At 34.8% G+C, this 19,222-nt stretch carries 20 protein-coding genes and 3 pseudogenes; 4 read left to right on the top strand and 19 right to left on the bottom strand.

Annotation, left to right across the window (positions count from 1 at the left end):
• Positions 1 to 56: 56 nt before the first annotated feature.
• The 7 genes from AC4QJR_RS13095 to AC4QJR_RS13065 form a co-directional block, all read right to left on the bottom strand.
• Complete coding sequence (locus AC4QJR_RS13095) at positions 57 to 413, bottom strand: DUF2019 domain-containing protein (protein ID WP_098576528.1); 357 nt, start codon at positions 411 to 413, stop codon at positions 57 to 59.
• A 184-nt stretch (positions 414 to 597) separates the two neighbouring features.
• The gene (locus tag AC4QJR_RS13090) at positions 598 to 1,059 is read right to left on the bottom strand and encodes a hypothetical protein (RefSeq protein WP_098576527.1); all 462 of its coding nucleotides are present in this window, start codon (positions 1,057 to 1,059) and stop codon (positions 598 to 600) included.
• Positions 1,060 to 1,160: 101 nt separating this feature from the next.
• On the bottom strand, positions 1,161 to 1,628 hold the full coding sequence (locus AC4QJR_RS13085; RefSeq protein WP_496526463.1) for a hypothetical protein: 468 nt from the start codon (positions 1,626 to 1,628) through the stop codon (positions 1,161 to 1,163).
• A gap of 172 nt (positions 1,629 to 1,800) precedes the next feature.
• On the bottom strand, positions 1,801 to 2,454 hold the full coding sequence (locus tag AC4QJR_RS13080; protein ID WP_496526462.1) for a hypothetical protein: 654 nt from the start codon (positions 2,452 to 2,454) through the stop codon (positions 1,801 to 1,803).
• Positions 2,455 to 2,738: 284 nt separating this feature from the next.
• Positions 2,739 to 2,888, bottom strand: a complete 150-nt coding sequence (locus tag AC4QJR_RS13075; protein WP_180230256.1) for a hypothetical protein — start codon at positions 2,886 to 2,888, stop codon at positions 2,739 to 2,741.
• 460 nt (positions 2,889 to 3,348) lie between these two features.
• On the bottom strand, positions 3,349 to 3,789 hold the full coding sequence (locus AC4QJR_RS13070) for a cell wall hydrolase (protein WP_098576532.1): 441 nt from the start codon (positions 3,787 to 3,789) through the stop codon (positions 3,349 to 3,351).
• Positions 3,790 to 3,954: 165 nt separating this feature from the next.
• On the bottom strand, positions 3,955 to 4,377 hold the full coding sequence (locus AC4QJR_RS13065) for a hypothetical protein (RefSeq protein ID WP_496526461.1): 423 nt from the start codon (positions 4,375 to 4,377) through the stop codon (positions 3,955 to 3,957).
• Between the two features lie 347 nt (positions 4,378 to 4,724).
• On the opposite strand from AC4QJR_RS13065, the gene AC4QJR_RS13060 reads away from it, so the two are divergent.
• On the top strand, positions 4,725 to 6,140 hold the full coding sequence (locus AC4QJR_RS13060; protein ID WP_496526460.1) for a LysM peptidoglycan-binding domain-containing protein: 1,416 nt from the start codon (positions 4,725 to 4,727) through the stop codon (positions 6,138 to 6,140).
• Positions 6,141 to 6,501: 361 nt separating this feature from the next.
• Here the strand turns inward: AC4QJR_RS13060 and AC4QJR_RS13055 are convergent, their stop codons facing one another.
• Positions 6,502 to 7,374, bottom strand: coding sequence for an aminoglycoside 6-adenylyltransferase (locus AC4QJR_RS13055; RefSeq protein ID WP_496526459.1), 873 nt, complete (start codon positions 7,372 to 7,374; stop codon positions 6,502 to 6,504).
• A gap of 303 nt (positions 7,375 to 7,677) precedes the next feature.
• On the bottom strand, positions 7,678 to 8,127 hold the full coding sequence (locus AC4QJR_RS13050) for a GNAT family N-acetyltransferase (RefSeq protein ID WP_496526458.1): 450 nt from the start codon (positions 8,125 to 8,127) through the stop codon (positions 7,678 to 7,680).
• A gap of 138 nt (positions 8,128 to 8,265) precedes the next feature.
• Here AC4QJR_RS13050 and AC4QJR_RS13045 point away from each other — a divergent pair, with 138 nt between their 5' ends.
• Positions 8,266 to 8,751, top strand: a complete 486-nt coding sequence (locus tag AC4QJR_RS13045) for a DUF3888 domain-containing protein (protein WP_496526457.1) — start codon at positions 8,266 to 8,268, stop codon at positions 8,749 to 8,751.
• A gap of 186 nt (positions 8,752 to 8,937) precedes the next feature.
• Here the strand turns inward: AC4QJR_RS13045 and AC4QJR_RS13040 are convergent, their stop codons facing one another.
• Entirely contained in the window at positions 8,938 to 9,372 is a 435-nt protein-coding gene (locus AC4QJR_RS13040) for a hypothetical protein (RefSeq protein WP_496526456.1), read from the bottom strand.
• 24 nt (positions 9,373 to 9,396) lie between these two features.
• Positions 9,397 to 9,816, bottom strand: a pseudogene (locus AC4QJR_RS13035) (GNAT family N-acetyltransferase).
• Positions 9,817 to 10,000: 184 nt separating this feature from the next.
• Here AC4QJR_RS13035 and AC4QJR_RS13030 point away from each other — a divergent pair.
• Entirely contained in the window at positions 10,001 to 10,309 is a 309-nt protein-coding gene (locus tag AC4QJR_RS13030; RefSeq protein WP_496526455.1) for a hypothetical protein, read from the top strand.
• A gap of 104 nt (positions 10,310 to 10,413) precedes the next feature.
• Here AC4QJR_RS13030 and AC4QJR_RS13025 read toward each other — a convergent pair.
• From AC4QJR_RS13025 to AC4QJR_RS13000, 6 genes and pseudogenes are all read right to left on the bottom strand, one after another.
• Positions 10,414 to 10,773, bottom strand: a pseudogene (locus tag AC4QJR_RS13025) (GrpB family protein); the annotation flags it as partial.
• 152 nt (positions 10,774 to 10,925) lie between these two features.
• Complete coding sequence (istB, locus tag AC4QJR_RS13020; protein WP_496524312.1) at positions 10,926 to 11,684, bottom strand: IS21-like element helper ATPase IstB; 759 nt, start codon at positions 11,682 to 11,684, stop codon at positions 10,926 to 10,928.
• Positions 11,681 to 13,210 (bottom strand): IS21 family transposase, encoded by a 1,530-nt coding sequence (gene istA / locus AC4QJR_RS13015; RefSeq protein WP_496524313.1) that lies wholly within the window; start codon positions 13,208 to 13,210, stop codon positions 11,681 to 11,683. The genes istB and istA overlap by 4 nt, the downstream gene beginning before the upstream one ends.
• A 141-nt stretch (positions 13,211 to 13,351) precedes the next feature.
• A pseudogene (locus AC4QJR_RS13010) lies at positions 13,352 to 13,495 on the bottom strand (GrpB family protein); the annotation flags it as partial.
• Between the two features lie 148 nt (positions 13,496 to 13,643).
• Positions 13,644 to 14,135: a DfrD/DfrG/DfrK family trimethoprim-resistant dihydrofolate reductase gene (gene dfr, locus AC4QJR_RS13005; protein ID WP_251463457.1), complete on the bottom strand. Its 492-nt coding sequence runs from the start codon at positions 14,133 to 14,135 to the stop codon at positions 13,644 to 13,646.
• Positions 14,136 to 14,614: 479 nt separating this feature from the next.
• On the bottom strand, positions 14,615 to 15,889 hold the full coding sequence (locus AC4QJR_RS13000; RefSeq protein WP_496523452.1) for an IS110 family RNA-guided transposase: 1,275 nt from the start codon (positions 15,887 to 15,889) through the stop codon (positions 14,615 to 14,617).
• Positions 15,890 to 16,228: 339 nt separating this feature from the next.
• Here AC4QJR_RS13000 and arr point away from each other — a divergent pair, with 339 nt between their 5' ends.
• Positions 16,229 to 16,645 (top strand): NAD(+)--rifampin ADP-ribosyltransferase, encoded by a 417-nt coding sequence (gene arr, locus AC4QJR_RS12995; RefSeq protein ID WP_496526454.1) that lies wholly within the window; start codon positions 16,229 to 16,231, stop codon positions 16,643 to 16,645.
• 624 nt (positions 16,646 to 17,269) lie between these two features.
• Here arr and AC4QJR_RS12990 read toward each other — a convergent pair.
• Together AC4QJR_RS12990 and AC4QJR_RS12985 are read right to left on the bottom strand one after the other, a co-directional pair.
• Positions 17,270 to 18,607 (bottom strand): MFS transporter, encoded by a 1,338-nt coding sequence (locus AC4QJR_RS12990; protein ID WP_496526453.1) that lies wholly within the window; start codon positions 18,605 to 18,607, stop codon positions 17,270 to 17,272.
• Between the two features lie 66 nt (positions 18,608 to 18,673).
• Complete coding sequence (locus tag AC4QJR_RS12985; protein ID WP_098573007.1) at positions 18,674 to 18,958, bottom strand: ArsR/SmtB family transcription factor; 285 nt, start codon at positions 18,956 to 18,958, stop codon at positions 18,674 to 18,676.
• Positions 18,959 to 19,222 lie beyond the last annotated feature (264 nt).

Here is a 19,222-nt window from a genome sequence, read left to right as displayed (position 1 = left end):
TCATTTTCGACAGATATATCCTTGTTCAACAATCCTGCACGTTAGTACAATAGCACCTAGCCAAGATACTCTTTTAAATTACCTTTATCCCACTCAATTATTAACATTTCAACATCAAATCCAAAAATTTGAGGTTTACTGACTAATCGTTTTAGTACATCTTTCGCCTTTGCTTCCTTTACCGAAAGTAAATGCGTGGCAGAACAATATTTAACATAGTCATTTGAGTGTTCCAGCAACTTTTCTAATTCATCAATCCCATTGCTTCCAAGACTTTTTAATGTTTTAAAGTTTTTGAAATTCTTATCAAATAATCGATTTGTTCTTCTTGAATTTTCGACAACCTCAAATGCAGCTACACCATATTCAATTGCTGATTTTATACATTTTTCTACCAAAGTATTAATTTCCACAGATACACCTCTCCAAAAATTCTATTTGCTTATTTCCTAATTCACTATCCTTATTAAACAATCCTGCTCCCTTAGTTCAATAAGAAAATGTGTTCCGAAGCAGCCTCGAACTTGAACTCAACTCCCCGTTAGCGGAACAAGAAAAGAGCTGCCGCAGCACCCCTTTGCTATACAAAAGAACCATTTAGTGACTTTTTTCAATCTTACAAATCCACTTATAATAATTCAGTAAAATAACCAACAAAATAGGGTCAACAAGAAAAGAATACTTCAATTTCCACCACCCATAATTGAAATATCCCCAAGGTTCTGGAAGTAATGCTATTAATTCATAAAACAACATAAAAACTAACCAGTAAATATAATAAAGTATTCTTTTTAATAATGGAGAGTTAAACGGATACCAATTCAAAAACATCATATTTATAGGTGGTAAAAGTATTGTGAGGGTAGGTAAAGATGCCCAATCAACATCTTTTGTAAAGTACCAATAACCTTGGTATTTGTGGTCAATATACAAATCAGCAATCCCCTGTAAAATAATAGTAAATGACCAAATATGAACAATTTGATTTTTAGTCAACTGCTTGTTAGTTTTAAAAGCAATTATATTAAAGAGAAAAACAGCAATAAAAAGTCCAATCATAAAAAAATCCTTTTTTTATTTACTTTTCTCTTATCAAAGTTCAATTATTCTGTCATTATTACTTGTTGAGCTAACCTGCCAGTTAGCACAAGAAGATTGACTTATAAAAGTGGTAATGTGGCACTTATTAATTCATCTTGCTGATTTAGATATTCTAAAACACTTTGTATATCCTCTACATTGTAACTTCTAACAACTATCATATGTTTTATGTGGAGTCCTGGAGGATGTATATCAGGTTTCTGTAAGGCATTTTTTAATCGTTCTGGGGTGAATAGAATACACCATCTTTCACTTCCGTCACTCATTTTCATACTGATTTCTATCCAATTGGTTTCATTAGCGTCATTTGATACTTCATCATCAAACTTCCAGCTTATTAAATCTATGATGTCCTCACTATTCACAATAAAGTGGGATAATGGAAACCATCTTAATCGTCCATTGTCGCATTTAATAAGAACCATTTCTTTATCATTATTTATATCAATTACTTTGTATGAGTTTCCTCTTGTTAATCCATCAGAGTATACACCAGGGGTTCGACAAAGGATATTCTTATTTATCATAAGACCTCCTTATTAAACCTGAATAACTATAATTTATCATATCACGTTATTAAGCTAACCTGCCCCGTTAGCGGAATAAGAAAAGCGACTGTTCTTATTGAACAATCGCACCCGTTATAGTGAGCAAAAAATATTTTTAAGTTTCCTCATCCCTATACCATATCAATTTACATTATTCGTAAGGCTCTTCATAATTGACGACATAAATATTCCCTAATGAATAATCAAATGTAAGCTCCCAAGCTTGCGGTATCTTCATTCGTTTATATATAGAGATAATCACACTTCTTCTTTGTTTCTCAAGTTCCTGAAATTTAAGCAGGAATTTATCAAATTCCTCAACAGTAGAGACCGAAATACTGATATGTTGAAGTGCAGCATCAAGTGCATCTACTTCCATTAAATGTTTGATATCTTCTTCAGTTAATTTTCCCACTAATGTGCCGTCAATAGGTTTATTTTCATTTACGTTTTTCATAGATTCTTCCCCTTTGTAATAAGAATTTTCAAAGCTTTCAGGTACGAAACTTTTTGCATTATAGAGAATCCCATCATGATTAGGCAATATATATGTATCTGACCTCCACTGCAAACCATATTGATTGTATAACGGTTCCCATACAGCATACCTCTTTTTTTCAAATTTTTCGGCTAACACTTCGATGTGTTGAACTAACTCCTGACTTGGATTTACCAACATTTTTTGTAATTTTCTAAACCCGTTAATCTTTGCAGAGAAAGATTGATATAGTGGAAAAAAACGCTTATTTTCTTCTTCTGTTAACCGACAAACAATCGTTCCGTATTTCGGGATAAAACGGCTCATTCATCTATCCAACTCCTATTAAAATTATATTAGCCTCTTTAATTACCTCCCTGTTTTTTGTTGAAGATTTTATTATCATTATTCTCGATAACACTAAGGCATTATTCCAACTAATCCAAGTAAAAAAGGAATTGGGGGGATTATATTATAAGCATTCATTTGTAAGACCTTTCTTTATCATTGGTGGGTTAATACAATAATAAGAGAAAACATCTTCTTCAACTATCCTGCCCTTTAGTTGAATAACAAAAAAAGCCGGCAATAGCAGCCAGCCCTTCAAGTTATTACTCTTCCATAAAAATACGTGCATAGTATTCCGTTTCTTCATCTAATTTGTTATCTTTTCTCATTTCCTCAATCGTTTCTTTTCGGTCGTCTTCAATCACTTGAAAACTTCCTGATACATTTGTTGTTTTCCCTTTGTCCTTATTCATACTTTTACTCCTACATTTCTTCTTATTTGTATTACGAATTCATTTCCGTTTTATTTTGTGCTTAATTTATTGCTTTATTCGAATGACCCTTAAGGGTTCTTCTTAAGCTAACTTGCTTTGTTAGCACAAAAAGAAAAGTTTAGCTTAAGAAGACTTTTAAAGAAACGGAAAGCTTATTCCCCATATCCCAGCAACAATACATAAGATTCCTCCGACTAGAAATAAAATTTTTAATGAACCAAAAATTAAAAGATAAGGCTAATTGAGTTATATACCTAACTTGGTCATAAGTCTTGTTGTTGTTGTAGAAGCGTTCCCGTGTTGCGTGAAAAAACATATATATTGCAAAAAATCCAACCGCCAAAATAAATGTATCCGCATAAAAGTCATTTCCCATTCAATTAGCCCCACACCACTTAAATATTCTAATTATGTAAATAAGCTTACTCAAAGAGTAAGCTTAACCTCTATAAACACTATCACATGTTCCAGGTTTCGGTTCATAAAAACAATGTTCTTTAAATGCACCAGTATGAGGTTGACCGTACCATGTTGGTGGACATGGAGCATGTGGATTAAAATACCATAGAGCAAACTTAGCTGGATGATCTCTCCAACCATTTATATTTTGTTGCGCTAACCTTCTTTCGGAAGTTCTTGATCTTTGATAAAATACATTCCCTTTTTGCACTGCTTCAAAAGAAAAATTTCCTCCTTGTACTTGAAATATTACATCATGAATATTGCCTACACTTTTAAAATCTAAGCATTGTGCGACAACACGATTTATTATTACATTTCCAACATATAACATTCCTTGCTGTCCTTCGCCTTCCGCTTCTGCTCTCATCATTCTTGCCATTTCATCTAATTCATGACTTCTAGCCCTTACTCTTGCCACTTCATCACCCCCAAAAATATAGTATGAAAAAAATCCTACATTCATGTCATTATTTATATAATAGAGTTGCTTAGTTACCATTATGCAAATATACTCCCTGTTACTTGAATAAGAATAAATCGATCCTTCATTATTGAAGCATCGCATCCGTTAGTGAAACAAGGTTCAAACTTCTTCTTGATATATTTCTAATATTATCGGCTTTAAATTCAAAGGTATTTTAAACTCCTGAAGGTTTTCTATATGAGTTAAAAAATCATCTATATCATCATAATCCATTGACCATTCTTCTACCTCTAACTTCCTTAACTCAAAAGTTGGTTTAAATAAAAATTCACAGTGAAGTTGTTCCATCTGAGAATACTCGTCTTCTTCATAAATAGTAAACTGACGTACAAAATCAAAATGAAATAGTTCCTGTCCAGTAAAATCAAACAAACCACATTGAAATAGAATCTCTTTACCTTCTTCTCCCTCAACTGGTTCTTTACAAAAATTCTTAAATGTTTCCCAAACTTTTTTTATATTTTTGGAATCTTTACCAACCTTATTTTTAAGGTAACTTTCAGCATTTTTGACCGAAATCATTCCAACACCTCCGATATTATTATGGAAGTATTTTTATTAAACTACCCACCACTCACCACCGTTAGGTGGGACATAGGTTTCCTCTATGTTCAATCTTTAGACCCTTACATTCGGAAATTCGTCAGTTCCTTTCCAAGAAACTATTCTCACCATATCTAGTTTTCTCCTGTTTATCACGTTGAAAGCGTTTATAACAGAACTTCTCCCGCTGGCCCGATTGTTGAAAATAAACAGACCGTCCTCTTTTGCTATTCTGCTTTCTTAGTTCATTGAATATCGGGTATTTACACATTTTTTGTGGCCGTTACATATAGTACATTAATGAAATTGCCTATGGGGGAATCTGAATGATAATACATGTTGTCAGCAGTGGTGAGACGCTTTGGCAAATCTCTAACCGTTATGCCGTTAGCATGAGTTCCATTGTACAAATAAATGATCTCCAGAATCCAAATCAATTAGTGGTTGGCCAGGCGTTAGTAATTCCAAAACCAGGAACTACCCACATCGTAAAATATGGGGAAACATTATGGTCGATTGCCCAAAAGTATGGTGTTTCGATTTCAGCGATTGTTCAATCCAGCAACTTAACAAACCCGAATCTTTTATATCCGGGAACCACACTCTACGTTCCAGCCATTACACATATCGTCCAACCTGGTGAAGCCTTATGGCAAATTGCCAATCGATATGGAACCACTGTTCAAGCTATCATCAATGAAAATCAGATTACTAACCCTAATTTGATTTATCCTGGACTGCAGCTGGCCATTCCAAGAACAAAACCAGCGATTGAAGTGAATGCTTATACCTATCAACCGAGTGCAGGAGCCGTCCAAACCCTTAATGAAATTGGCCATTTGTTAACGTACTTTAGTCCATTCGCCTACCTTATTGCAGAAGATGGAACGTTAAATCCCGTCAAAAATGATGAGGAAATGGTTAAAGCGTCATTGTCTAAAAATGTCGTGCCCATGATGTCAGTTACCAACTTTACTTCCACCCAGGCCGGATCAAATGTGGCACATACCATTTTGGCTACTCCAGAAATAAGAGATAAGGTCCTCACCAACATTCTCCAAGTCATGGATAGCAAAGGCTATAAAGGAGTTAATATAGATTTTGAGAATGTATTGCCGGCAGACCGTGAGGTATACAACCAGTTCCTACAGCTGGCAGTGGACCGCCTCCATCCAAAAGGATATTTTGTTTCAACTGCACTTGCACCAAAGGTGGGAGCCACTCAAGCCGGTCTCTTATATGAAGCCCATGACTATGAAGCGCACGGGAGAATTGCCGACTTTGTCGTGCTGATGACATATGAATGGGGATACCGCCTCGGTCCTCCGCAGGCCATCTCTCCTATAAATGAAATGAAGCGAGTAGTGGAATATGCATTATCCGTTATGCCAGCTGATAAAATCTTTTTAGGCTTCCAAATTTATGCGCGGGACTGGAAGATTCCTCATGTTAAGGGCCAAGAAGCCGAAACTTTCAGCCCACAGGAAGCCTTAAGACGTGCAGTAAAATATGGAGCTGCCATTCAATATGATGCTACCGCCCAATCTCCATTTTTCCGTTACGTAGATGAAAAAGGGCAGGGTCATGAGGTGTGGTTTGAGGATGCACGAAGTGCACAGGCCAAGTTTAATATGGTCAAAGACTATAACCTCCGTGGGATCAGTTACTGGGCATTGGGTTATCCATACCCAGAGAACTGGGCTTTATTGAGGGATAATTTTTCGATTAAAAAACTGATGTAACAATGATAAAATTCAAATCGAGCAGAATCATTCTGCTCGATTTATTAGTAAGCGTCAAATAGTTCCCACCTATTAACAGAATTTTCTCTAAGAGATTTTCTCCTCAATTGAAAATATTTAGGTAGGTTTTTTATTGTACAAATCAAAGTTGCTTAACGAATGGAAACTTTTAATATTATAAAGGACAAGATTCCTGAAGAGTTTTGCAAAGTATAGTATTTATTTAAAGATATCCAGGTTTTAGCGTCAATTTTACAATACATACAACAATGGTAAATCGTTTAAAAACAATTAAACACTATTAGCGGGTTTATTTCATAAAGAACTGAAGGAAACTTATTTTCATGGTAGTTAAAGTAGATCAATAAATTTCATTAGCATTTGGTGATAAGTTTTCTATATGCTTTAAATACTCCGTAACACCATTATCTTGTTCATATGGATATTCATAATTTAAACTATCTGCAACATATTTTGCTGTACTACGAAACAACTGAGCCATTGTTAATAATGCTTTCCAGACACCATCATAACTCCCATCAGCATAAGTAGAAAGAAGTTCCTTCCAGATTTCCTCTGGAAGAAATCTCTCTAGATATTTACCGCTTTTACCTAAGCTTACAGAAAAGTCAGTTTGAATACCTACCTGCCATTCCAGCATTTTGATTAGCATAGGTCTAACAATAACATTAAGATGTTCTTGTGCATAAAGAATTTCCTTCCTCCATAAACCCTTCGCTACGTAAGTGGATACCCACCAAAATTCATTACAACAATCTGCATAGAATTCAGCAGATGGACGTTTTACCCAATAATCCTCATCAGTAGGAGGAGGAATTGCAGGGAGGCAATGATCTTTATCCATCAATATTTTTGTTAGCTTATCCTCTTTACAATACTTTTCTTTTTCGTTTAAGGGAATTAACGTCAGATCAATACGATTTCCATCTGTAAATTGCATTAGATATGAGAATCGACTACCCAATGATGGAGAAAACATCGACATAGCCATAGGTGTTTGCATAATGATTCGTTTACCAAAAACCTCTATCCAATTGTGATTCCGTGAAAAAGAATCCATTTCGGTTACAAGATAAACAATATCAAAATCCTGAAACATATCATTTGAAACATTAGGATTTGTTCGTGAACCATTCATTACTACTGCACGAATTCGTTCATCTTTTTCTGCTGTGTCCAGAATTAAAGCTATCATTTCTTGTTCAGTACGCATAGATCTTTATCTCCTTTTCATTAACAATGAGTTTAGCATGTTGGATTCCTTGAATTACTATAAATTCTCTGATTGATTGACATTTCCTTCTATAACTAAACTGCCATGTTACTTGAATAAGAAAAAACGATCCTTCGAAATTGAAGAGTCTCAACAAGAGTTATTCTTTTAAGTATTCATCTAATCTTCTCATTACCTCTTCCAAAGATGTGATGGATAATAAGGTATCAAAAGGTTCCATATCTGTTGCAAAAGACCGCTGCGGCGACCACTTTCTTCAACACTTGCACCCGTTAGCATGGTTTATTTTGATATCCATTCGTATTGAATATCAGGTAAATTTTCTTCATTTTCGTGCCCTCTACCAATGATTTTAAATCCATTCTTTTCATAAAATAGTTGTGCTTTTTTATTTACTTCAAATGTATATAATGTTAATCTCCCACTTGATTTTGCTTTTACTTTTTCTAATAATGTTTGTCCTATACCCATTCCTTGATAATCTATATGAATATAAAGTTGGCTTATTTCCGTTTCATTAGAAGCAATCATTCCCACTACTCTATCGTCAATTAACGCTAAATTTATTTGAAACTGTCCAGGTAATATATTATTTAAAAAATAAACGTGATTTTCAAAGCTATGAATTTCTTTCTGACGAATTGCTTGTTCCTTACTATCTCGCCACATTTTCACTGTTTGTTCAGCGTACTTGGGATTATAATCAGTAATTATGATTTGGTGTTGGTTCACTACAAATACCTCCTCAATTTTTGTTTACTGCTTTTTTTGTTGTTTTCTTGTTATAAATTCGATGAATACTCCCCATTAGGTGTTTAGCTTTAATCAAGAATAGATTGTATTTTTTTACAAATATTACACCATATGGAGGTGACGAACATTTTCAAAAAAACACTTTTAACCTTAGTTTTTATCTTTCTTTTTTGTACACATTTTGTCTTTGCTGAAGAGTATCACCGCAAAGGATATAGTGATGATTTATACCGTGTAACAAATGATGTTCCACAAGAACAACATTTTAAAAATTTTATGTTAGACCTTCTAATCCCTGAAATTCTTAATGCTGCAAGGAAACAATATCATGATAAATCGATAAGCGGAATGTCCTTTGATTGGGAAAATCACTATAATGTTGTGGAAATTATAGAATCACAACTCCAAGATACTCGTCAGGAGTATCCATACATGGTGATAGTCACTGTTTCTCCGCATAGCGGTATTAAGAACCGTAAATCCTATGGAACTGATAAAATCACATTTGGTATTAACCCAAATATATTTTGGAGAAATATCAAGGATCGTCCTGCTATAAAGTTAATTAATTATCAGCATTTAAATTCTTCCAAAAGTCCTTAGACCTCCTGTATAGAGGTCTTTTTTGTCTCTTAATACGAATTTTGTGCAAATGGAACATAAGGAGTTATCTTTCTCTTCAACTAACGTGCAACGTAAGCCGAAAAAGATATTATTAATCTAAAAGTTGAGACGATTCTTTATCAAAGAATCGCCTCATAAATTAACCACCCAAACTGTAAACAAAGTCTATTTACTTGTTACTAGTAACTTTCGTGTTTTGGCATCATATATTTTATAACTAACTTCAAACTGATGGTCTTTTGTAACTGTAACTTTACAATAATAAGGGATTGACTTTCCATAAGCATCCAATGGAGGAATATCTCTGAAGCTAAACACTTCCTCTGTATTAAGCATTTTAAAGTCCGCTTCTGAAGAACGACCTGTTGAATCTATTTCGATCACACATTTCCCACTGACGACATCATATTCCTTCAGTACAACATATTTTAAACTTAGGAGAGTAATAACTAAAAGTAAAACACCAAATAAAAGGGTTAAAAGGCATTTACCTATTCCTAATAATGGGTAGTCTTTGTTAATAAACATTAGAATGAAGTAAATTGCTGAGCCTACTACAAACAATACTCCGAGTATGAGCAATAAATAATAAAAAAACATTTTTAACTTCCTATTACAACATTGTTAGGTCAATTTTTTTTCTAAATAATACTGGTTATGTCCTTTTGGGTGATCTTCAACTTTACCAATAACCTTATATCCACATTTCTTATAAAAGTCTGGTGCCTGGAAGCTAAAGGTATCTAATAATATTAACCTACAATTATTTTCTTTAGCTGTTTTTTCAATATGATTTAATAACTCTTCTCCATATCCTTTTCCTCTTTATGAATGATCAACCCAAAGATACTCAATATGTAGATGGTACCAGAAAATCGTTCCAGTAATCCCCCCAACTATTTTCCCCTCATCATTTCTAAGTATATGGCTAACCTTTATTGATGATTGTTTTACCTCATCAGGTAGTAATGAAAGGTTATATTCAATTACCTTTTTTCTAATATAATCACTATCTTCTAGATTCCACTCCTTAGAAAGTTCCATAGATTCCCTCCACATTATAAATATTCACAATATTTATAATATAATAAGAAAAATTAGCGAACTTCTTCTTGAAGTATCGCCCCCAATAGTTTAAGAAGACCTATCATTAATAATCTATGATTTTAACGGATTGCATTCATTATTCTATATCTTTTGGTCACCATAAATGTGAGGTGATTATCAAATGAAAAGAATTTTGTTTTTCTTTCTAGTTATTTCCCTTACATTCACAATGGGACTCAAAAAAGATGAAGAGCAGACTTGCAGAAAGTGGTGCCAACCGTTCTTAGAATATGCACACAAGAAAGCACTTTATAAAGGAACCATACAGGAACGTTATCGAATTATTTGTCACATGAAGTATGTTAAGAAAAGAAGTGATGAAGATATCATTGACATGGCAAATGTAACAAAGAAAGACATTGCTGAAGTGATGAGAATAGTGGATAGAAAAACTGGTAAATTTCCTTGGGAGTTACAAGGACAACAATAATAGGATGTATGTAACCTACCTGCTCCGTTAGCACAATTAAAGATGGGATCGCCGCAGCAACCCCATCTTTAACATAAGCACCCGTTAGCTTAATAAGAAACCCTTTAAATTTTTTCTAAAATTGATTTAACAAAAGCAGTTTTCTCTTCTGCATATTTATGTTTATTATTTTTATTTAACTTTGCTAAATTAAGTTTGAGCTGTTCATATTCAATTCTTGCTTCATCATTATCTCTCAAGTAATCTCTGAACTTTAGCTGTTCAAGTAAATATTTATTTCCACATTGATACATATGGATTTGATGGGTTCTTGGTTCACCCTTACTAAAATAATGTCTGTCTGGCAAAATATTTGTTCCTTTATACGAATATCCCAACTCCTCTAAAGATGAGGAAGTAGTCCCACCATCATTAAAATCTTTGATTTCTATGGCTATGTCAATAATTGGTTTTGCACTTAAATGTTTTTGTATTTGTCAATATTAATTTGAGCCAGAGCGATCACTTTAAAAGTGAGCCACTTCATTCTGAGTTATTTCCATATTTGATAGAGAAGTGGGAGTTTAGGGTATCTTGCCCCGAGGGGCAAGATACCCTAAACTCCTCGCACGCCAGCCTACTGGTCGGCCTCTTCCCTTTGTTTCATACTTTGTCTAAATCGATATGATTCTCCGTTTAGGAGGAGGATATGAGCCCTGTGGGTTAGCCGATCTAGAAGAGCAGCGGTCATCTTTTCATCTCCGAATATAGAGGTCCATTCTGTAAATTCTAGGTTCGTAGTTATCATGACGCTTGCCCGTTCGTACCGACCGGCAAAGAATTGGAATAAGAGCTCAGATCCTATTTTTGTGAACGGTACGTATCCAAGCTCGTCAATAATGATCAAATCAAATTTGAGCCACCTTTTTTCTAGTGCACCTAGCTTATGTTCTTCATGAGCCAGGAGAAGTTCTTCTACTAATTCTGCAGCCGAAACAAACTTAACTTTATAGCCATTTTTAATCATTTCAATGCCGAGCCCCGTAGCCAGATGCGACTTTCCAGTCCCACTGTTACCTAAAAATATTATGTTTTCCTTCTTTTCTACAAAATCTCCCTTTGATAGAGTCAAAAAACGATTCCTATTCAGACTTGGCATCAAACTAAAATCATAGCTATCTAGTGCTTTATGAACAGGAAAGGCTGCTTGTTTAAGCCTTCTTTGCCTTTGGTTATCTTCTCTAGACTCTGATTCAGCTTCTAGTAAAGCCAATAGAAATTCCTCATAGCTTAAGTTACGATCCTCAGCCTCTCTTGCGAGGGAACGATATTGTGCTGCGATAGTCGGAATCCGTAGTTGTTTAGTTAAGTGATCTAAAAGTAGTTCAGTTGTCATTTCCTTGTACCTCCTGTCAATTGACCATACTGTTCTATATTGGACTTGTTCACCTTGTAATCAAGGAGATTGACAGGTGTTTTATCCGTAGGAAGAGTACTGATTGGTATGTGCTGGTTTGTAAGCCTTTGTATGATTTCATGGACCTTCTCATAGCGAAAAACTTGCGTTTTCTCTGCTTCCGATAAGGCTTTCGTTAAATTGTCCATACCAATATCACGATGGAGGAGGAGAAGTCGAATGAACTTTCTATCACCTACAGATCCTTCCTGCTCTCGCATTTTCAAATGGAATCTCTTGAATACATCAGGGATCTCGTTTGAATGGAATGCGTGTGCGTCTCGGATTGCCCGTGGTTTTTTAAGTAATACTTCCAAATAATGATCAAGAACAGTAATCATCTGGTTGCGTTCATAAGACCGACTGTGTTCTGCGATCACTTGGTTTTGAGCCACTACGATTACACGGTCGACAAAAATTTTTGCCCATACAGATTGCCCTACATAGTTGCAGGGTACAGAATAACGATTGGTTTCCACTGTAATAAGGGAAGTTTTATTAACCTTGCATGATAAAAGCTTACAAGCTTCAAATCGGTTCTCAGGAAGAGGATGAAGATATTCCTTTTCCTTCTCCCACATTTCCAAGACAGTTTCTGATTTATTTGGGACGAGTGTCCTTCCGGCCTCTTTTAAACACCAATCCAAGAGATAGTCATTCAGTTCCTTTACAGAAAGAACTTCTGGTAAAGGTACCAAGGCATTTCTTCTTATGTATCCTACTGTACCTTCGACACGCCCTTTTTCGTTACCACTTGCAGGATTACAGAATTCTGCTTTAAACACGTAATGTGCTTGGAGCCCAATGAAAGATTCTTGTTCTAGCCGATCTCTTCCTTGGAGTATTTTTATTACAGCTGTTTTTAGATTATCCAGGAGACCCTCTGTAGGGACACCTCCTATGAATTCAAACGCATGGACAAAGCCATCCAGAAATGCTTCCTGTTTTTCATGAAGATACGCTCTTACATACCTCATTCGGCTTGCGGAGAGCTGAACGCAGAAGAGGAAAATACGTTGTTTTCGACCCTGTAGTATAATATCCGCCTCTCCCCAGTCGAATTGGAATTGGTGGCCGAGTTGAAAATCCAGAGGAATGAAGGCTTCCTGAATTTGTTGTCTGCGTTTGGCTACGATTTTACGAATGTTAGAGGCAGAGCCTTTAAAATCATATTCATCTTGTAATCTCTTAAAGATTTTTATAGCGGTATGCTTTTGTTTTCTCCAGTTCTTTTGATCTTCTTCCAACCATTGGTCAATGATTGGAATGACCCGTTTTGTTTCTGAAGAGTATTCCTTAGTTGCATAGACGGTTTTTCTTAAGACTGTGGTCGGTGCTGTATTGTTTTTTAGGTATTTGCTTACCGTGTTACGGGATATTCCAAGTTTTGTCGCTATTTGTCTTTGCGATAAACCTTCAACCTCTTTTAAGAATTTGATATTATGAAATTGAGCCATTTCGATCATCCTTTTCGTCCTCTCAAATGTAGTAAGTTTGGTCACTAACTATCATAAGAGAGGTTAATAGAATTGGAAATCATGTGGCTCATTTTTTATGTGATCAAATCGTATATATGTGGCTCAAATCTAGATTATCAAAAACAGTTTTACTGATGTACTTCCAATGTGGTGAATATCCATTATATATTCACCTATTTTATCTTGCATTTTTTCTTTCTCTAATAAAAATTCTTTATTCCATTCCTCTGTCCAAGGAACTAAGAAGACCTCTCCTTTTGGCAAGCCTAGCATCTTATTCCACCTTTTAACGTTAATACCGTTTTTAACCATTTGAACATCATACCATAATTAAAGACTCTTGTTCCATTAAACTTTCCCTTTAGTTCAATAAAAAAAGCTGCTGCTGCAACTCTTTTTTAAAATCCTACACTCTTTTAACTTAAGAAAGTTTTCTTTCATAAACGTGAAAATAGTAGTTATAAGGGTTTTTGTCATTCATAACCCCTTTTTCAACAGAAACTTCTTTCCATTCATCGAAATTAACATCAGGAAAAAATGTATCTCCTTTAAATTCATAATGAATTTTTGTAATGTACATCTTCTCAACAAAAGGAAGGAAAATATTATAAATCTGCTCCCCTCCGAAAATGAAAATCTCTTCTTCATTTTTACATAACTCAAAAACAGCTTCGATTGAGTGGACAATTTCACAACAGTCGAAATTGAAGTCCTTATCCCTCGTCAGAATAATATTTCTTCTGTCAGGTAAAGCTCTTCCAATTGACTCAAGGTTCTTTCTACCCAATATAATTGAATGGCCCTTTGTAATATTTTTAACATACTCCCAATCCTTTGGAATTCTCCAAGGAATGTCATTTTCTTTGCCTATTACTCTATTCTTATCCATCGCAACAATTAAAGAAACCTTCATATATAACACAGCCTTTTTAGCCTATTTTACAATATAATTTTGCATTTTTATTAAAATTCCTTATTATACTCCCTCAGTTTGATACGAATATCTCTTGAATGCTCACTTATTCGCAGGATTTCATAACCCTTGTAATTGGATTTACGGGTAATTAAAATGAATTCAGATCATTTGGCTTCGTGAAGGCATAGTCAAATAAAGGAGTTAGCTACTACTCCATATTTTACCATATAATGTACATCTCCACGCCGCCCCTGGAGGCTTTCCCTCCCATGTCTCAACGGGTCAATTGCCCTCTCATTCCTTCGTCATGCCTATCCAAGGGGTGGAGGCCAGTTATGCTAACCTGATGGGTCACAGTGCCCTTTTGTTAAATAAACCTGGTACTCGGTACATATTTGAAATCCTACGAATAAGACAACATTCAAAATTAAAGTCAATTTTTTTAATAATTTATTTTATTAATTAATGTCTTATTTCTAAGCAGCTAAAGGGATTAATTCTTGAATTTTATTAGGACAGTAAGACTCGTTTCGTCGTGCTATGCCTACAAAAATCCTTGCTAGTTTACCAATCAGTTTCATGATTGACTTCATCTTCTTTATCTTCTTGACCTTCACATTATGGGAATGCAGGGCTTTAAATTCAGGGTTATTCATCACAAGGCTCATAGTTGCTAAGTAGAGGAAGCGTCTTAGTCTTGATCTTCCACGCTTTGAAATGACAATCTGACCTTTCCATTTACCTGAACTTGCCTCAGCTAGATGTAATCCTGCATGACGTAATAGAGAGTTTCCGTGGGAGAATTGACTTAAATCTCCAGCCTCACCTAGTATCCCTGCTAATGAAATTTCACTTATTCCTTTAATCATGAGTAGTTTTTTTGCAAATGGTATTTTATTGAGAACCTCTTTAACTTGTTTTTCAACTCTTTCGAGTTGTTTTACTGCGAGGTCATATTCTTCTAATAATTGTTCTAGGTGGAATTTATAAGCATCAAGTGCTTGTCCAGTTCCAATAGAAGATTTTGCTAGATTGATCAGTAATTGAGCTTTTTTAGGTCCTGGTTGCCTTTTCATTAATGATTTCCATCCCCTCTGGACATCTAGTGACTCCATTGAAGATATTTCATCTGGAGTTGGAAACAAACGAAGGGTTGCGATGGCTCCTTTGCACGAAACATCGTTAAACACTTGTCTCAGCTCTGGAAAGACAACATCCACCCATCGATTTATTTGATTTATAGACATTACGAGTCGTTTTACAATCACATCACGGTTGGACATTAGAACTCTAAGTTTTTCAAATGATTCTGAGGATGGGCGAATCAAAGAATAGTAGCCGTTTTTGACCATATCTGCGATAACTAGTGCATCTTTTTTATCACTCTTAGATTGGGTATTATCACGATTCTCTTTATTCCTTTTTACTAAGTGGGGATTGACGGTTACTACCTCAATGTTTTGGTTATATAACCAGGTTAATAGGTTAATCCAGTAATGACCAGTAGGCTCCATACCTACTATTGCTTCATTTAAGTTTTTCAATCTTTTTAAATCTTGTATCCAGTTTAATAGTTTAAAGAACCCCTCTTCATTATTTTCAAATGAAATAGGGTCTCCTACAACAATTCCACGAAAATTAACTGCTCTTGCAACATGTAGTTGTTGAGCAATATCTACACCTACAATTAGATGTGTATCGGTAATTCTTTCTATTAGTTGATTTTGTTTGTCTTGCATTTTAAAATTCATAGTAGGGTTCCTCCTAAGATTTGAGTTAGAGTGGTGTCTATACTCATATCTTACTGAGGGGCTCTTTTTTTTTCAAAGTTCAAATTTAACCATCTACAGGAATGCTAACCTGCTCCGTTAGTACAATAAGAAAAAAGCCGCCTAGAATGGCAGCTGGACTTTAAATATTGGTATCATTTAATTTATTAAATTTAATAATCATTCACAGAGTGACTCAATATCATTCTCTATACTTACATTTTACCGTTATTTATATTTTTATAATAGAGAATTTTTTTGTTACTCCTACACTATATTATACTTTAAATACAAATCTAATATTTGAAGAGGTGTTTCAGTATGAATGACAAAAAAGATGTATTAGATAATGGTCCTTTTTTTCATGGTACTAAAGCAGCATTAGAAATTGGTGATTTATTAGAACCTCAACACTTATCAAATTACCAAGAAAAAAAATCTAACCATATATACTTTACTGCAACATTAAATGCTGCCAAATGGGGTGCTGAATTAGCAACATCTAATTCAAAAGAAAGAATCTACATTGTAGAACCATTAGGGGATTTTGAAAATGATCCTAACTTGACTGATAAAAGATTTCCTGGAAACCCAACACGCTCATATAGATCTAAATCACCTCTAAAAATAATAGCTGAATTAGCTTCATGGGAAAGACACTCTGATGAAGAGATAAATCATATGCTTACATCTTTAAAGAAATTAAGTGAAGAAGGAAAAAATGTGATATACGATTAATTTTCAAATATAATCTTTTCCCTTACTTCATAAATATCTAAGAATACTCTTATCCTAATTCTTTATATAATTCAATAGGGTCTATTTCTACCCCAATTAACTTCGCATTCTAATTAACACCAACTAATAAATCATCTGCATTCATTTTGTAAGAAATCTGACCGTTAGAAGAATTAGAAAAGCTGCACAATTATCATCTCTGCTTTCTCTAAAGCTACCCACCCAATTAATAAATTTATCTAACGGGATGGATGTCCGCTTATAATGCAACCTTTCTTCAACTGCACACATTCTTGTGCAGTTGCTTCATTACTAAGTTATTTTTAAAAGTAAGTAGTGAATTAAAACTTTTCAATTGATTTCTGAATTAACGAAGTCACTATTTTCAAAGTGTCTTTATCAGTTAATCTTTCGGATTAATGATGGCCAAAACCTGATGGTCTTCCCACTTTCCGTTTATCTTAGCGTTTTTTTAGCAATGACTTCTAGGGCTATCTCAGGTGACAATATGGATGGAATTATTGTGACCGTGTACGAATGAAAGATGTCCAAGCTAAAAGAACCATACAAAAGGTTTTAAGCACTAAAAAACTGGCTAGAAAATATCTAACCAGTTTTTTAAGATTACAGTTGACGTGAATGCTTTATCTTCCTTGAAGAGACTGGAATGCTGCTCACGAATGATAATAGCAATGCTATAAGTAGTAGACTAACGAAAAATCCAAAGCTCAGGCTGAAACTTGATGTCACGTTTAGGATTCGGCTCGCTATTGAAGGGCCAAATGACATTCCTAAAAAGTTGATTAAGTTATAGATTCCCAGCCCCATTGCACTTTTTTCCTTCTTTATCGTGTGGGGAATATCAATATTGATGACAATGGTAAGGATTGTAAAGCTTATATTAATAAGGGCAACGCCAACACTAGCCACTGCAAATTGGTTTACTCCAAAGATGGCTAATAGCAGAAATCCAATGAATTGAAGGACGACAGCAACGACCAATCGACCATTCCCTTGGATGCGGGTTATAGCTGGTCTTATTACGAAGCTCAGCAAAAAGGAAAAGATTGATATCCCCGCCAAAATAAAGCCAGTTTTCAAGGCAGAGACATGAAACTGCTGTCCTGCTAATAACGGAAAAAGAAAAATAATTCCCACCATGGCAGCACTATTAATAAAACTAAGCAAAAGGAACCGATTAAAGGCATAGAATCGAAAAACTGACAGATCCATAAATATCCCGACATCTTGACGTTTGCCATGGATCCCTATAAAAAATACAGATATCACGGTAATGATTAGCAAATAACCATTTAATTTGACTCCTAAAATAAACGTCACGACAAAAGTCAATAAATAAAGGAAGCCTAAAAAATCAAACGGTTGGGTAAGCTTCTTATGATTGGCATATCCGGAGGGCACAAACAAAATAATTCCTAGCAACGTAAAAATAGCCATACTCATTAATAAAAAGAGGGAGTGCCAGCCAAAAAAATGAGTAAAGAAGCCTCCGAGCAAAAATCCTATTCCTGAACCAAGTGATAGACAGGCACCTATTAATGTTAAAGCCAGATTGCGTTTTGGGAAGGTGAGATACTGATTCGTCAGGATCATGGATAATGCAATAAACGAGCTGCCACCCGCTGCTTGAATAATACGGGCCAAGACCACAACGCTAAAATCATTCGTCGTGTACCCTATAAGGGAACCTGTAACGAATAAACTAATCCCAAAAATCAACAAACTTTTAATTTGAAAATAAGAGGCTAGCTTACTATAAGTAATAGAACCACAGGCAATCAATAAAGTATAGGAAATAACCACCCAGCTAATTTTGGAAGCTGTCACCTCAAGCCCATTCATCATTTCAAATAAGGCAACATTAAACAGAAGTGAATTGACTACACCGGATAAAACGATTAAACATAATGTGATAATCAACCTATTCTCTTTTTTATTCATCTATTTCTCCCCCGTTATATCAAAGTCATAAAACTTTAGAACTAATAACCAAAAAAGGAGGCTACATTAAAGTGTAGCCAAAAACCCAGGTAAATAGCGGGTGAATGTCTCCTCATTTAATGAGACATATTTTATGACACCCTCACGATCAATCTTCACCAGCTCTGCTTCGGATAAAATTTTTAAATGATAGGAACCATTGGACTTACTTACACCTAAACTCCTTCCTATATCCGTACACATTGGGCGATTGTTTCCGTAATACAATAAGCGGATGATTGCGATCCTTTTTTCATCTGCTAAGGCATTAAATATTTTAATTCGTTGCGTATCGTTTTGTTCTAAAGTCATATGACTATTATATTATTAGAATTCACATTGTCAACTTATTTGCCGAATACTTTCTTGGATTTGGCCGGGATGCACAGATGATCAAACCAGTTCAACTAATAGAGCAGCACCTTAAAAAAGATTCGGGTAAAAGAAATATGGAAACAGTTGTTTCTAATCCCATTGTTCTCTGTATATTATTAAAAACTCGTAGAAAAGACTGTGTCCATGCCCTTGTAATCAAAAAATCGTATTTTCGTCAAATACTAGAAAAAATTTGAAATA

It is taken from the genome of Neobacillus sp. BP17 (assembly GCF_059579525.1).
The sequence above is the reverse complement of the archived record's forward strand: the minus strand, read 5'-3'. Positions and strand labels throughout refer to the sequence as shown.

What these genes read in the sequence shown, in the direction of transcription:
- AC4QJR_RS13090 (WP_098576527.1), bottom strand. Translation starts at nt 1,059, where the DNA reads ATGATTGGACTTTTTATTGCTGTTTTTCTCTTTAATATAATTGCTTTT.
- AC4QJR_RS13085 (WP_496526463.1), bottom strand. Translation starts at nt 1,628, where the DNA reads ATGATAAATAAGAATATCCTTTGTCGAACCCCTGGTGTATACTCTGAT.
- AC4QJR_RS13080 (WP_496526462.1), bottom strand. Translation starts at nt 2,454, where the DNA reads ATGAGCCGTTTTATCCCGAAATACGGAACGATTGTTTGTCGGTTAACA.
- AC4QJR_RS13075 (WP_180230256.1), bottom strand. Translation starts at nt 2,888, where the DNA reads ATGAATAAGGACAAAGGGAAAACAACAAATGTATCAGGAAGTTTTCAA.
- AC4QJR_RS13065 (WP_496526461.1), bottom strand. Translation starts at nt 4,377, where the DNA reads ATGATTTCGGTCAAAAATGCTGAAAGTTACCTTAAAAATAAGGTTGGT.
- AC4QJR_RS13060 (WP_496526460.1), top strand. Translation starts at nt 4,725, where the DNA reads ATGATAATACATGTTGTCAGCAGTGGTGAGACGCTTTGGCAAATCTCT.
- AC4QJR_RS13055 (WP_496526459.1), bottom strand. Translation starts at nt 7,374, where the DNA reads ATGCGTACTGAACAAGAAATGATAGCTTTAATTCTGGACACAGCAGAA.
- AC4QJR_RS13040 (WP_496526456.1), bottom strand. Translation starts at nt 9,372, where the DNA reads ATGTTTTTTTATTATTTATTGCTCATACTCGGAGTATTGTTTGTAGTA.
- AC4QJR_RS13030 (WP_496526455.1), top strand. Translation starts at nt 10,001, where the DNA reads ATGAAAAGAATTTTGTTTTTCTTTCTAGTTATTTCCCTTACATTCACA.
- istB (WP_496524312.1), bottom strand. Translation starts at nt 11,684, where the DNA reads ATGACAACTGAACTACTTTTAGATCACTTAACTAAACAACTACGGATT.
- istA (WP_496524313.1), bottom strand. Translation starts at nt 13,210, where the DNA reads ATGATCGAAATGGCTCAATTTCATAATATCAAATTCTTAAAAGAGGTT.
- dfr (WP_251463457.1), bottom strand. Translation starts at nt 14,135, where the DNA reads ATGAAGGTTTCTTTAATTGTTGCGATGGATAAGAATAGAGTAATAGGC.
- AC4QJR_RS13000 (WP_496523452.1), bottom strand. Translation starts at nt 15,889, where the DNA reads ATGAATTTTAAAATGCAAGACAAACAAAATCAACTAATAGAAAGAATT.
- arr (WP_496526454.1), top strand. Translation starts at nt 16,229, where the DNA reads ATGAATGACAAAAAAGATGTATTAGATAATGGTCCTTTTTTTCATGGT.
- AC4QJR_RS12990 (WP_496526453.1), bottom strand. Translation starts at nt 18,607, where the DNA reads ATGAATAAAAAAGAGAATAGGTTGATTATCACATTATGTTTAATCGTT.
- AC4QJR_RS12985 (WP_098573007.1), bottom strand. Translation starts at nt 18,958, where the DNA reads ATGACTTTAGAACAAAACGATACGCAACGAATTAAAATATTTAATGCC.